Source organism: Nocardia sp. NPDC003979, from assembly GCF_053605015.1.
Genome location: NZ_JBSGIJ010000019.1, coordinates 32,144 through 46,888 on the forward strand (window position 1 = coordinate 32,144; position 14,745 = coordinate 46,888).

2 protein-coding genes (1 of these 2 running past the window's edge) are annotated in these 14,745 nt (G+C 71.0%); both read right to left on the reverse strand.

The window, feature by feature from the left end; all coding sequences use genetic code 11:
• Positions 1-2,223 carry a WXG100-like domain-containing protein gene (locus tag ACWEVR_RS28250; RefSeq protein ID WP_452469396.1) on the reverse strand — a complete coding sequence of 741 codons (2,223 nt, stop codon included), beginning with the start codon at positions 2,221-2,223 and terminating at the stop codon, positions 1-3.
• Positions 2,207-14,745, reverse strand: the 3' end of a protein-coding gene (locus tag ACWEVR_RS28255) for a C2 family cysteine protease (RefSeq protein ID WP_452469397.1). 19,138 nt of this gene lie beyond the right edge of the window; only the last 12,539 of its 31,677 coding nucleotides appear in the window; its start codon lies off the right edge, out of view — the gene reads right to left on this strand; it ends in the stop codon at positions 2,207-2,209. Before ACWEVR_RS28255 ends, ACWEVR_RS28250 begins: the two co-directional genes overlap by 17 nt.

The window sequence follows — 14,745 nt, forward strand, 5'->3', positions numbered from 1 at the left end:
TCACGTGAACGCGGGATTCTCGGGTGATTCGGGCTCGCGGGGGTCGCACGGATCATCAGGGTCGGGCGGATCGACCGGATCATCAGGATCCGGCGGACCGACCGGATCATCAGGGTTCGGCGGAGTCACCGGGTCGGCGGGCTGCGTCGGGGCGGGTTTCGCGCGGCCCCAGGCGCTCTGGTCGGGGGCGTCAGGGGCGTTGTACGGGGTGATGCTGGGCGGCACATAGTCGGCGAGTCGGGGGCGGGTCTTGGCGCGCAGGTCGGTGCCCTTGCTCTGGTAGTGGTCGGTGCCGGGGCCACCGGTGCCGTACTCCTTGCCGAGCTGCTCGCTGCGCAACAACGCGCGTTGCCACCAGTTGTTCTCCGCGCCGATCGGTTTCGCTGCTGGTCTTGCCTCAGCCGCGGCGGCACGGTTGACCGCGTCGGGATCGACGCGCACCATCCGGGCGGCGTCGGCGCGGTCCTGGGCGCGATCGGCGGTGTGCTGGAATCTGTCGGCACGCTGCTGGGCCTGGTCGGCCAACCGCTGGTGACCGGCAGCCCCGCGCGCCGCCGTCTCGTACTCGCGCGCCGCGTTCGTGTGCGCCGCGCTCGCCCTGGCGACCCGCTGTTCGGCTTGCTCGACGCGACGCGGATCGGGCTGGTCACTCGCACGCAGCTCGGCCAGACGCGTTGTGCGCGAACGCAAGTCGTGTTCGGTGTCGAGCATTCGTCGGCGTTTGTCCGCGGCCACGTCGGCCTCGGAGTCCGCGCGCGTCTGCTGGCGGTCCGCCTGCCGCTGACACACGTCGGCGAGATTCTGCGCGCGGTCGGCCGTGGCCTGTGTGCTGTCGGCCCGCGCCTGCATCTCACTCGCGGGTCCGCCCATCCGCGCCGCCCACTTCGGCTGTCGGTCAACCGATTCCACGTCATCGCCCAGACCGGCCGCGCGGGCGCGCGGAGGCCGTTCCGGTCCGGCCGGGTCGGTGTCGGCGTCGGCGCGCAAGCTCGGTTGGGCGAGGCGCTGCTCGGCGCGGTAGTCGCGCAGGTTGGCCGCGTCCTGTCGGTCGAGTGCTCGCAGCGCGCGCTGCTGGCGGGGCGTGGTCGCGGGGTCGGGTGGTCGCGGTACCGGGTCGGGACGGACGCCCGTCGGCCGCACCCCGGCTGCCGCCAACTGGGTGGCCGGGAGGTACACATTGCCCTCCGCATCGAGCTGGAAGTGGCGCAGGAAGCCGGTCCTGCTCACCCCGCCCGGCACCCGATTCAGTTGGAAGAGCCCACGCGATCCACCGGCGACCGCGCCACGGAAACCACCGCCCGCCGCACCGAGCGCGAACCCGCCCGGCGTGAACGACCCGGCCCAGTCACCGCTGTGCAACGCGGTCGCGATCGACCCGCCGACCGAGCCGACCACGCCTGCGGTCGCCCCGATCGCGGCCCCGCGCGCCCCGGCGGCGAGCAGTCCGCGATTGTTCAGCACCCGCCCGAGCGAGGCGTCGTACCCGATCCCTGCCCAGTGCGCCGCCGCCCGCCCGAACAGTCCGCCCGCGAAGGACGCGCCGAAGGACAGCAGCGCCTGGTCGCCGTCGAACTCCCTGCGGGTGCCACCGGCCATTTGCCCGGCTTGGACGAAGGTGTCGACCAGCACCGACTGCACCCCCGACACCGTGCCCTTGACCGTGTAGGTGGCCAGGTTCTTCACCACGAGCTTGGTCCACGCCCGGTTCCCTGCCGCGCCGAAGGCCCGCAGGATCAGCTGCTCGATCCGGGTGACCACCGCGTCCTCGACCCGCCGCAGCGCCGATCTGGTGCCTGCGACGGCCGCCGCCTCCACGGCGGGCGCCGTGGGCGGGAAGGCCCACGCCCACAGGATCTCCATGAGCAGCATGACGTAGGAGACGATCATCATGAGCTTCGCCGCTTCGACCGTGGTGCCGAAATCGAAAGCCGCCTTACCCAATTCGTCATAGCCGGCGGCCAGCCGCACCAGTGAGCCATCGCCGTCGAGGAGTTCGTCGAAAAGCGCGGAGATCGTCTCGGCCCCGGCGCCCGCCTGGTAGGACCCCGTGGCCTTGGCACGGACATCGGCGAGCGGTCCGACTTGTGCGGCGATATCGCGCGAGGCCGCGCTCCAGGCCTGCCCGATCGCGAACAGCTGGCTCTCGTCGGCCGCGGGCAGGTCGACGCCGACGAGGTAGCCGAGCCAGCGCAGCTCAGGGGGGATGTCAATGATGCGGTCCATACCTGGCCAGCGCGCGCAACACCAGGTAGGGCCACAGCGGTCGCGACGCATCGATGGGCAGATCGGTCACCAGTTGCACGACCACCCAGCGTGGTTCGCCGTGCACGAGCATGCGCACCCGCGCGAACCCGTCGCGGGGACCGAGCTCGACGATCCGGCTGAAGGCGTCGGGATTCGCTTGTACCCAGTCGCGTAGTCCCTGGATCAGCGCGGTGTCGCCGAGCCCGTCCAGGTCAGCCGCCGAGGCGCCGCCGGCGGGGAAGAGAGTGGTGGAGGTCAACGGTGACCAGGCAGGCAACCCGGCCGCGGCCAACTGTTCGGGCGTCAGGAGCGCCGTCGCATGGTCAGCGTGGACCTGCCGGATCGCGATCCGAGAGCCGACGCTGCTTTCGTACTCGAATTCGACGCGGGTGCCGACCGGCCAGCGCGTCGTGGTCCCGTCGTCGCGGGGGATCGTCAGTTCTCGCTCCAGGTCGTAATGCCAGGGCAGGTCGCCCTCCAGGTCGCGAAGCTGACCAACGACGTTGTCTGTGGTGAGCGGGAACGGCTCGCCCGCCTCGATGTCGGTGCGCTGCCGAACCCGCGCCGACGCGTCGAGGAGATCATCGAACCCGGAGAAATGGTCGGGCACTGTGGGCGGAAGTGTGGCCTCGGTCGTGGTGGACGCCGTGCGCGGAGCCGGCGTGCCGAAGAGTTCGGGCTGGCACAGGCGCAGGGCACGCAGGATCAGGTACGGCCACAGCGGTCGGCCCCGGAAGATCGGCAGGTCGGTGACGCGCTCGATCCTCACCCAGCGCGGGACTCCGTCGACGAGCAGGCGCACGAGCGCGGTGTCGACATCGGTGCTCGGTTGGATCATGCGACGCAAGGCGTCGGCGTCATCCTCGACCCACGACCGTAGCTGCTCGATCGCCGGGGTGTCGCCGAGTCCGTCCAGATCCGCGGGCACTGGACCGCCCGACCCGAAGAAGCGGCGCCCGGTGAGCGGAAACAGCATGGGCAGGCCGGTCCCGGTCAGTGCGTGCGGATCGACGTACATGGTGGTGATGCCCGTCGTCACCGCGAGTTGTTCGGACGTACTGGCGTTGTAGTTGATCATGACGTTCGTACCCGCTGGCAAGGACACGACCTCGAAGTCGATCGAACCGCTCAGCGGCCCGGTCAGGGTGTGCCAGGTCGGCCTCGCCCAGTCGATGGTGGGCAGGTTCATGGCGACGTTCTCGGTGGTGAGCGCGATGGGTGCCGGATCGTCGCCCCGGTGCTGCCCCGGCACCGCGTCCTCGTAGGCGACCGGCACGAGATGGTCGACGCCGTAGCGGTGCGCCACCGCGACGATCGCGGGCCACACCGCCGCCTGATGCTCGGCGGCTGCCAGTTGGCGCAGGAGCCCGGATGGCCACGCCCCCATCAACGGCACCCGCAACCACAGTGCGGTACCCGAGCTGTCACGCAGCCCCACATCGACCGCCCACTCCCCCGGCACCGGACGCAGTGCGCCGACCACGATCTCGGGGTGATCGGCGGCTGCCGCGGTGAGCTGGGCGATCACGTCATCGGCCAGGTGGAACCAGTGCGGCGACACCGCGGCGAGATCGTCCACGGTCGGGCCACCGTCGAGCCACAGCGGCCCGGCCAAGAGTTCGGGCGCGCTCGCGCCGATCTTGGCCGCCTCGGCGGCGGGGACGACGACGTCCTCGCCGTTGGCGCGGGTGAGCCGCACCCACTGGGTGCCATCGGCGTCCAGCGGGGTGACGGTCACGACTTCACCGTCGTAGAGGGTCACGTTCTCGGTGGCGAAGGTGTAGGTGCGACGCAGCTCGTTCGTGCCGGGCACCACCGCGAGACCGCGGCGGGTGAGTGTGTCGTGGTGCACCCAATCGGCGCCGGTGGAACCGCGCACCCACACGCGATCCGATGGTCCCGGCCGGTCAGGGTCGGTGACGAACGAGCCATTGGGCAGCGGTGCGATGTCGTCGTCGGTGACGGTCGTCAGCCACACGCGGGGCAAGCTCACCCGTGCGCCGGTCAGGGTGGCGGTCGGGGTCTCCGGCGCGTCGGATGAGTCGATCAGGGCCAGCGGGCCGGGCGGCAGTCCGGCGAGATACGCAGGGGCGCTGTCGCCGCTGTAGGCATCGAGGCCCGGTTCGATCACGGTGAGGGCGAACTGTTCGAGGGAGTTCTCGGGGAGGGTCACGGTGCGCGACTCGTCGGTGATGTCCCGCAGGGTGACCAGGTGCTCGTTCACCAGCCGCAGCGTGCCATCGGCGGCGGTCTCCAGCCGGCCCGACATCACGCGCTCCATCACCTCATCGCCGTCGGCCGCGCGGGCGGTGTGGTCGTCGGCCATCGCCTTGTCCTCGAGCATCTGCGCGGCCTGCAGGAGAAGGAGCGGCCAGATCGGCGCGCCTGCGGGCCACTGCGCCGAGGTCGGGTACCAGCGGCTGGTCCGCACCCAGCTCTCCATCTCCCCGATCCGCATGCGCACGTCGAACGTGTCGTCGCCGTTGTCGATGATCATGGCGCGCAACGCATCCGGCTCCTGTGCGACGAGCGCCCTGAGCTGCGCGTACGCCTCCGGATAGCCAGTCAATGGTGTGAGGTCGGTGACCGAGGGTCCCGTGGCGTGCCACAGCGGCCCCGATCGGCGGTGCGGGCGGTAGATCGGCAGCGCGGAGTGGCGATCCTCGGCCAACCAGTACCAGCGCCCGTCCACCCGGACCCGGACGGCGGTCGGGTGATCGTCATGGGTGGCGCGCGCATCGATCTCGATCTCGGTGTTGTCGAAGATCGGCACCTGTTCGCCGGTCACGGTGGTGGCCGGCTCGGCCCGCCGATAACCCCTCCGACTCGCGTCGTAGTGGTACCCGGCCGCGGCCAGCGCGGCGTCGGTGACCAGGCGTTGCCTCCCTGACCGGGTGAGCACGGACCGCAGCACCGCGCCGATATCGATGTGTCTGGTCGGGGTAGTCGACTCGCGCAGGAGACCACTCGCGTCGGGCCGCACCGGGCGCCCGTCGACGTCGACCACGGTCGTCGCTGCCAGCGAGATCCAGCGCCTGGAGTGGGTGAACACGGCTCGGTGCCCGGACGGACTCACCTCGGACGCCTGCGCCAAGGGCAGCGGGCCAGCCAGCCACGACACCGGCAGCGATGGCTGTTCCGGCCCACCGGCAGTGAGGAATTCGGTCGAATCGGTGAAGGTTTCGAGGGCGAACGGGCTGTCGCCGTTGGTGACCGCGAGCGCTGCGGAGTCCCCGTCAGGGTCGGTGAGGAAGTTGTCGAGCGCCGCCATCTCCGCACCGGTGAACAAGCCGATCGACTGGTCGATCTCGCCGATCGGGCCGAGCTCCGGCAAGTCCGGGAATGGCGGCTGGTCGAGCGAATCCAGCCCCGGACCCGACCGCAGGCCGAGCAGGGCGGCGAACCTGTCCGGCGGGAGCAGGGTGGGGGCGTCGAACTCGGTCGGGACCAGTGCGGGCTCCCCGGACACCACCTGCTCCTGGATCGCCTCGGCCGGATCCGTGTCCACGGCGAGTTGCGCGACCGGCGGTGCCTGCCGACTCCCGTGATCCGTCGCCTCGGGCATGAAGTCATCCGGCTCGGTCGGCACGACCCCATCCGACTCAGCTACCGCCGGCACGAATCCATCCGACTCAGCCACTGTCGGTGCGATCCCATCCGACTCGACCACGGTCGGCACGAGGTCGTCGCGTTCAGTGGCGGCGCGCGGATACTCGGGGACGTGCACGGTGTTGTCGCGCTGGCGACGGCGGAACATAGTGGCCGCCTGGGCTCGGTGGCGCTGGAACCAACCGCGCGCGGGCGGCGCTTGCGCGGCGGGCGGGCGCGCGCGCCGAAGCGCCTGACCGAGGCGGGTCACCCAGCCGCCGAAGAGATTTCGCGCGCGGGGTGCGGTATCGCTCGGCTCGGCAGTGAGTGGGGCCGGACCACCTGACACGACCGTCTGATGGCCGAAGGCGAACGCGGTGCCTGAGCCGAAGGAGCCCCAGGTGCGGAACTGGTTGAGGTCGGCCAGCTCGACGCGGCGCGATGCGCTGTCGTGCGGGTCGACCACGATCAGCGCGACCGGGACCCCGTCATCGTCGCGGAGCACGGAGTGGACCGCGTAGGCGTGGCCGGGCTGCAGCACCGAGGTGGCAGGCAGGCTCGGCGCGGTGCCGAGCGACACCACGTCGCCGAGCCGCTGGATGTACTCGATGCGCTCGACGAGCCAGCGCGCGGTTCCTCGGCTCGCGTCGGGCAGCGGTCGCGACGCCTGCCAGGCATCGAGCATCGTCCGGAGCGCGGTGGCCCGGCTGGTCCAGGCCGCGGCGAGGTGATCGGTGAACGCGCCGACGCCGTCCCACTCGGCCGCGGCCTCGCGCAGCGCGGCGAGCACGCCCGCGTGGGGTCTGCCGAGGAGTTCGGCCAGGTGGGCCAGGTCGGCGTCGGTGCTGGTGGCGATGTCGGCGGGGCGCAGCTCGTGCGTGCGAAGGAACTCGGCGATGTGGGCGCGGGTCGCGGCCAGGGAACTGTCCAGGTGTTCAGCGAAACCGGCTGTGCCAGTGGCAAATTCGCTTTCCATCTCCAGGATCATGCTGGCGAAGCCGAGGCTGCCCGTGTGCTCGGCCAGGGTGTCGAGGTCCAGGTCGAAGGGGTGCTGGAACAGCGGCTGATCGAGCGCGCGCGTCACCTGCGCCCTACCTGTCCGGCCGGTCGGTGTCGGGTCGAGCAGGGCCGAGGTGGCCGAGCCGACAAAGCCGCCGACGACTCCCTGGTAGCCGGACGCGCCGCCGCGCCACACCGCCCACGCCTTCTCGATCACCGCAGGCCACAGCGCCTGCCCCGGCAGGTTCGCCGCGTACTTCATGCGACCGTCGGCGGTGAGGTAGAAGGTGTCGTCGACGGTGACCGAGTCCCATCGGCGTCGTGTGATGTCGAAGAATCGCACCTGGAAGTGGCGGCGGTCGTCGACCACGGTCTCGGTGATCAGATCGGCGATCAGCCAGGGTGACCGGGCGGCCACGCCGAGCAGGCTCGCCAGCAGATAGCAGGTGCCGACCTCGCCTTGGCGCACGTCGCCCGGCTCGGGGCGGCCGGTCGCACCGTAGAGCGGGTTCGATACGCGTGCGGCCCGGATCGGGAGTTCACTCGGGTCGATCGCGAGGAAGCGGCCGGGGCCGACCTGAACCTCCACAATGGACGGATCGGCCGAGTTGGGCCGCACCAGTAGCTGCTTGGCCGCACGGACCCGCACCATCCCCGACTCGTCGAGGAAGTACAGCTTGGGCGCGGCGATCGTGAACCTGGTTTCGATGCCGACCGCGACGGTGGTGAACGCACGCCGGGCGAGGGACTCGGGGACGCTGACTCGCTGACCACCCGTGCTGATCTCGCATTCGACGACGCCGTCGGCGACTGCGAGCACGCGCACGGTCGCGGTGAGCGAGATCGGCACGAGCCGGTTGACGGTGTCGGCGAGATAGCCGAACCGGCCGGGCTCGGCTGCGGCCAGCGGCATGAGCACAGCGGAATCCGCGAGGGGCGCAATGGAATCCGTGACGACGGTGGCCGCGCCCGCATCCACGTTCGCCGCCGGCGCCGCCAGGCGGTGCAGCATCGCGTCGAACCGCCTACGTTCGGCGTGGTTGTCGCGCAGGCGCGTGCGCCCGGGGTTGGCGTCGAGATGTTGGGTCTGGTCGATGAGCGGCTCGATCGGTTCCTCGGTGAGCGAGGGCGTGGTGCGCGGCCGAGCGCGCACGGCGGACTTCAGCATTGCCCGTGCGACACCGATCCACACATAGTCGCTGGTGAGGATGCTGTCGAGATGGTTGGTCGCCGCGTAGTCGAGCGCCGCGAGGACCACGCGCTCGACGGCGTTCGTCGCGGGCAGCGTGATCGCGCCCGACCGCAGTCCGGCCAGGAGTCGACGCACCGCCTGCCCGAGCGTGCTCGGCTCGCGCCTGCCGAGCTCGGCGACGAGTTCGACGAATCCGCCTGGCGCGGCGACGCGCTCCTGCGCCTGCTGTCCGCCCAGGTGGCCGAGCAGTTCCCAGATGAGGCCCGAGCGCAGGGATTCCGTGAGCAGCACCCGCGCCGAATCGCCGTGCGCGGCGAGTTCGATGGCTTCGCGCAGGGCGGTGTCGAAGGGGGTCGCCGGGGCGAGGAGCTCGAGTGTGCCGGCGCGGACTCGGGCGAGGAAGTCGGCGAGCGCGGCGAGCAGCGCCGGTGTCCGCTCCGGGGTGAGCCAGGCGCGCAGTGCGTCGACGGGCCGGTGCGCGCCGAGCGCGTTCACCAGTTCGACCCCGCCGATCTCGCGCAGCACCTGCCAGCCGAGGCCCTGCGGTGCGCGCTCCGGCTCCGCCCGCCACCAACGCCGCCAGGCGTCGATGTACTCCCCGACGCCGCGTCGGACGAACGCGGTCGCGAGGTGTCCGAGGGCGGTCACCGGGTAGCCGCGGATCAGGTTGCGCGCGATGGTGTTGGCCAGCGAGTCGGTGTGGACCGGGGCCGACCGATCGACAGGCAACTCGGGTGTTGCTTGTTGGACCGGCTGTGCCACAACGGGGTTCGTGGCAGCGTCGATCACGGGCTGCTCGACCGGCGTCGGTTCGGCCCGGCTCAGCCTGCTTGTTGCGTGCGTGCGCATCCCGGCCAGGACCGCGCGCACCGCGCCGACCCACAGCGAGTCGCTGGTGAGGATGCGGTGCAGGTGGTTGCGGGCTGCATAGTCGACGGCCGCGACGAGCGCGCGCTCGAAGGGCCCGGTCGCGGTGAGCACGACCCGGCCCGCGCGAATATCGGCCAGGAATTCCCCGAGGCGCTGTGCGAGGTCGTGCCACGGCAGGTCGCTCAGGCCGGTGAGCACCTCGAGCAACGAGCGATCGGCGGCGGCCCGCTCGGGGACGCCGAGCCGGTCGAGGACCTGGCGCACCACACCTGACGCGGCCAGCTCACCGAGCACCAGGCGCATCGAGTCGGCCCGCGCGGCGAGCAGAATCGCTTGACGCAGCACGACATCGAATTCGCGCGCGTCCATTGGGAGCGCGATGCCGTCGGTCCGAACCCTGACCAAGTACCGCTCGAGACCGCTGAGCAGGGTCGCCGAGGACTGTTTGGCGAACCAGTCGGCGACCGCGTCGATCGGATGCCGGTCGAGCAGGGCCGTGATCAGCGCGCCACCGCCGATTTCGCGCAGGACGGTCCAGGCGAATCCGGTCGGCGGGGCGGTCGCTTCGGTCCGTCGCGATCGCCGCCATTCGGCGACGTAGTCCCAGAATCCGCGCACGGCGAACGCCCCGACCAGGTAGCCGAGCGCGGTCACCGGGTAGCCGCGCAGCGCCTGGCTCATGGCGGAGCGCCCGAACCAACCGGCCGCATCGGTGCTGGGGGCGCTGGTAGGCCAGCTGCCTGGCATGGGCGTCGAGAGCGAGGTCCACACGTCCTGCTCGATGACGGTGTCCTGCTCGATGACAGCGTTCCGCCCGATAACGGCGTCCTGCTCGATAACGGCGTTCCGCCCGATGTCGGCGTCGCGCCCGATCTCGACGTCACGCTCGACGACAGCATCGCGCTCGATGACAGCGTCGCGCTCGCGCGGGACCGACTCGGTCCGCATCGTCGCGAGTAGGCGGCGGGCCTGACGCCCGATGGTGGTGAAAGGCGCGGACGCATTCTCCCCCATCCCGCGCAGAACGGTCCTGGCCAGGGCGACCCACAGGTACTTGCTCGTCGCGAGCTGGTCGAGGTGGTTCTGCGCCAGGTAGTCGATAGCGGCCACGACGGTTCGGTCGAAGAGGGTGGTCGTCGCGAAGGTGATGCGTCCCGCGCGCACCCCGGCGAAGAAGTCGCCGAGCGCGCGCACGAGCACCGAGGACGGCAGCCGACCCCACTCGTCGAGCAGGTCGACGAACCGACCGGCCGACATCACCCGATCCCACACCCCGAGGTGCCGCAGCACCTGGGCCGGCACGCTGTCCCGCGCGGCCTCACCCAGCAGCACGAGCCGGGCGTCGCCCTCGGCGGCCACTGTGAGTGCCTGACGCACGGCCGCGTCGTAGGGACTCCGGTCAGCGGGCAGCGCATCGGGGTCAGTGCGCACTTGGCGCAGGAACTGGCGCAGGCGATCGGTGAGGTCGCCGATCCGCTGACCGGCGAACCACTCGGTCAGCGCGTCTATCGGCCGCTCGGCGGTCAACGCGGTGAGCAGTTCCCGGCCGCCGACCGCGTGCACGAGGGTGAGGGTGAGTCCTGGATGGGTACCAGCGCGCCCCCACCGCCACCACTCCCCCAGGTAGTGCCGCAGGCCGCCACCCGCGAGCGCGGCCGCCACGTAGCCGACGGCGCTCACGGGGTAGCCGCCCAGCACATTGCGCGCCGCCCCGTTGACCATGCGCAGGCCGAGATCGCGCACGAAGTCGACAGCCGGTGCGAGCGAGAGGGCCGAGTCGTCGAGGCGCGTGACCTTCCCGGCCAGCACGTCGTGCACGTAGCCGTTGTCGACCAACCACTGCTCGGTGCGGACCATGCTCTCGCGCGCGAACTCGTCGTGCAGGATGAATCGGGCCGGCTCGGTGCTGGTGTCCATGCCGAGCACCACCATCGACGCGGGCAGCTGCGTCGATTCGCCTCGACCCGGCTCGTCCACCTCGTCGAAGTCGGCGGCGGCGTGAACGTCGCTCTGCCACTGGCTGATTCGCTGCGCGAGCGCATCGTGGCCAGCCGCGTCGGGGCCCTGTTTGTGCGCGGTGCCGTCGAGATCGAAGATCACATCGCGGTAGGCGAGGAACTCGTCGTGTTGCTCGCCGGCGAAGCGGGCGCGCGCGGCGGCCTCGATGATCAGCAGCGGCCAAGTCGGTTGATCCGGCCTGTTCGGCACGGTCGTTCGACCGTCGACCTGCACCCATTGCGCCTGCCCGTCCACGCTGAGCAGCACCTCGTGGCCGTCGCCCGCGAGGGTGCGGATCATCCGCATGATCCGGCCCGGCTCGTCGCTGACGAGCCGCCGCAATTGCCGGACCTCGGGCGAGTCACCCAGCTGTGCCAGATCCGCGAGCACGGGTCCGGTCTCGTTGCGCCACAGCGGCCCGCGCGGCGTGGTGAGGTTCGGCAGGCCGAGCGCGTCGGCGTAGACCCACGCGTCGGCGCGGCCCGCACGCCCGACCAACACCTGCTGCCTGCCCTCGACTGCGCGAGTTTCCTTGCGCACCACCCGGACCGGACCGGCGAACACCACCGGACCGTCCGGCCCGGCGACCTGGCGGCGCGCGAGCATCCGACCCGCGCCCGGGTCCTTGGCGAAGCCCGCGGCCTCGAGCCGCGCCACGCTGACCCAGCCTGCGCCGTTCGCGCCGGTGACCCAGACCTGGGTGCCGCCATCGCGCACCCGGACCGACGCCGTGCTCTCGGTGTAGCGCAGGAGTCCGCCGGGCAATGGCGTGAGCACTCGCCCGTCCTCGGTGCGCAGGCCGAGGTCGGGCATCGGCACCAGTTCCGCGCGGGGGTAGACGCCGATCACCGGGGTGGTTGTGCCGTCGGGGACCAGTGCGATCGGCTCGGGCACCGCATCCGTCAGTGGCGGTCTCGGCTGCTCGTCGAGGAGGTTCGCCGGGTCGGCGATGTCGACCCACACCCCGTTCGCGGAGCGGAGCAGGCGGAAATCCTGATGGGTGCGCAGGGCATTGGGCCCCGCGCGCAGGAAGGCGAGCGCGTCGAGCGCCATCGGCCCGGTGATCGGGTACTCGTCGCCGCGCACCCGGAGCACGGACGCGATGCCGTCGCGCACCTCGATCTCCCCGACGAATACGGCCGCGCCGCCAGCGAGGAGGCTGCTCGGGGTGCGCCGTTCCGCTGGTTGCTCGCTGTCGTCGATGGCGTAGAGGTTGCCGAACGCGTCGACGACGAACAGCGCGCGCCGATCAACCACCCGCGAGACCGCGTGCGCGGTGGACGAGCCGGGCCGTGCGCGCAGCGTGGTGTCGAACACGCTGCCGTCGCTCGCGCGGCGCAATCGCCCGTCCGCGCCGATGACGAGGCGCAGCCGCTCGCGCTCGCGTTCGCTCAGCACCCGATGGTCGGCCGCGGCGGCGGGTACCACCGCGGGGAGCGGTAGGGGGATCCGGTGGCGCGGCGGCGGACGGTGCGCTCGAGCTTCGGCGACGCGCCGGTCACGCGGCGCGTCCATGGTGACCGGACGCTGGCGACGGAACGCGCGCTGCCACCAACTCGCTTGGCGCGGTTGACTTTCCGCAGCCGCTCGCCGGTCGTTTCGGCGCCGAGTGAGCCGGGCGGCGATGTCACCGAACAGTGTCCGTGCGGCGGGCCGAACCGCCTCGGAAGGGACGGTGGCCGAGTTCGGTTGAGCCGGTGCCGGTTCGGTGACAACCGTGGCCACTGTCCGCGGTCGTGAGCGCTGTTGCTGCGCGGTCGACGTGCTCACCGGCTGACCGCGCACCGGATCGTCACTGAACAGCACGTGGCTGCCCGCGCCGACGGCCGAGTACTCGATGAACTGGTTGAGTTCTGCGACCGGCACCGAGATCTCGGAACCGGCGATCCCCGGGTCGCGCAGGACCACATGTGTCGGCGGCGACTGCAGCCCGTCGGCACGTGTGACCGAGAGCACGGCGTAGGCATGCGCGCGCTGGAGCCCGGATGGTGCGTGGCCGTCACGGCCGCTGCTATAGGTCGGTCGCGTGGCCAGGGTCACCGTGTCGCCTCGGCGGTGCAGCCAGTCGATCCGCTCGGCGAGCCAGCGGCCGAGCGTGTCGGTGGGAAGCGGGTGCTCGGAGTTCCAGGCCGCCATTGCCCGCTCGAAGCGTTGGATGCGGTGCTGCCACGTCGCGGCCAGCTCGTCGACGAAGAGGTTGGGGTCGCGGGCGATGGCACTGCCGCCGCTGAAGGCGATGTAGGCGGCGTCGTCACGGTACGCGGCGAGCCAGCCGCGGGCGGCGGCCACGACCGCCGCGCGCACGCCGTGCCCGCCGAGTTCCTCGGCCAGCGTCACCGGGTCGCGATCGATGAGCGCGCGGAGCTTGTCGGCCGTGGAGTGTCCGCCGAGCGCGGCCATCACCGTTCGGACCGCGTCGCCGATGGTCCGCGTCCGCTCGGTGAGGAACGCGGCGAAGGAGCCATCGAGTCGGGTCGTCGCCCCCGGCCCGGTGAGCCAGCGTTCGTAGGCTCGCGGCAGGTCGAGCACGAGGCGAGCGAAGTCGAGATGGCCGACCACCTCACCGAGGGTCTCGACATCGAGGTCGAAGGGATACCCGAGCACGTTGCGATGCACCGCGTGCGTCGGCCTGGTACGACCGGCGAGACCGTCCATCGTCGGCGGACGCAGCAGTCGACCGACCTTTCCCGCATTGCCGGCGACGATGTCCTGGTAGCTCCCACCCCGGCCGCCGCGGCGATGCACGGCCCACGCCTTCTCGATGATGGCAGGCCACAGCGGTCGCGTCGGGTCGTGTACCGCGTACATCAACTTGCCGGTGTCGTCGGCGTAGAAGGTGTTGTCGACCGCGACCCATACCCAGCTGTTGGCCCCTGGATCGTAGAACCGGACATCGAAAATGCGTTTGCCGTCCCAGGTTTGGACCCGTTCGGTAATCATCTCGGTGATCATCTCGGGTTGCCTGCTCGCCAGGCTGATGAGTTCGGCGACGAGGTAGCAATCCCCGATCTGTCCCTGGACCGGATCCGTCGCGTGCGGGCCATCCGCACCGAACAATGGTCCCGTCGCCGTGACTTGTTTGACCACGACATGGTCGCCATCGACCCGGAACCGACCGGCTGCACCGAGATCGACTCTCATCTGCTGGTCGACCATATTCGCGCTGATCGTGAACTCCCGCTCGGCAGGCTCCACGACCCGCCCGCTGGCATCGGCCACGATGATGCCGGTGCGTGCGACGAGCAGCTGGGTGCCTGCATCGGTGAAGCCGCGCTCCACCACCGCCGATGGCAGGTCGACCGACAGTCCCGCGTACAGCACGGTCACCAGGTCGGCCGTGCGGGCGATCACCTCGAGTGTGTCGTGCACGTCGACGTAGATCAGCCCGCGCATGTCGTCGCTGACGAACAACCCTGTTGTCGTGCCGGTCAGGGCCGAGCGGGTGGTCGGCATGGTCAGCGGGATCGAGGCGGGCGGCGTGGTGGCCGAACCGCGCACCACCCGAGGCGGGGTGGTGGACACCGAGGCGGCGAACGCGGCGACGGTCGGGGTCGGATCGCCGGTGTCATCAGTGAGCAGCGAGGGCAGCACGTCGTCATCGATGTGGCTGAGCCACGCGGCATCCTCGGTGGTGAGCTCGGCGATATCGACCCACTGATCGCCGTACTTGGCCACCACGAGCAGCGCGGACGCGGTGGAGAGTCGGTCGACGCCCGCTGCGAGGCGTTCGAGCGGATCCGCCCACATCGTGGGGGCGTGGTATTCGGTGCTGTGCACCGCGAGGATCACCGGGCGTCCTCGGCGCACTTCGATCTCGCCGACGAAGACCGCGGGCCCGCCGTCGAGCAGGCTCA

Excerpts from the sequence above, each read along its gene's own strand:
- ACWEVR_RS28250 (WP_452469396.1), bottom strand. The coding sequence starts at position 2,223 with ATGGACCGCATCATTGACATCCCCCCTGAGCTGCGCTGGCTCGGCTAC.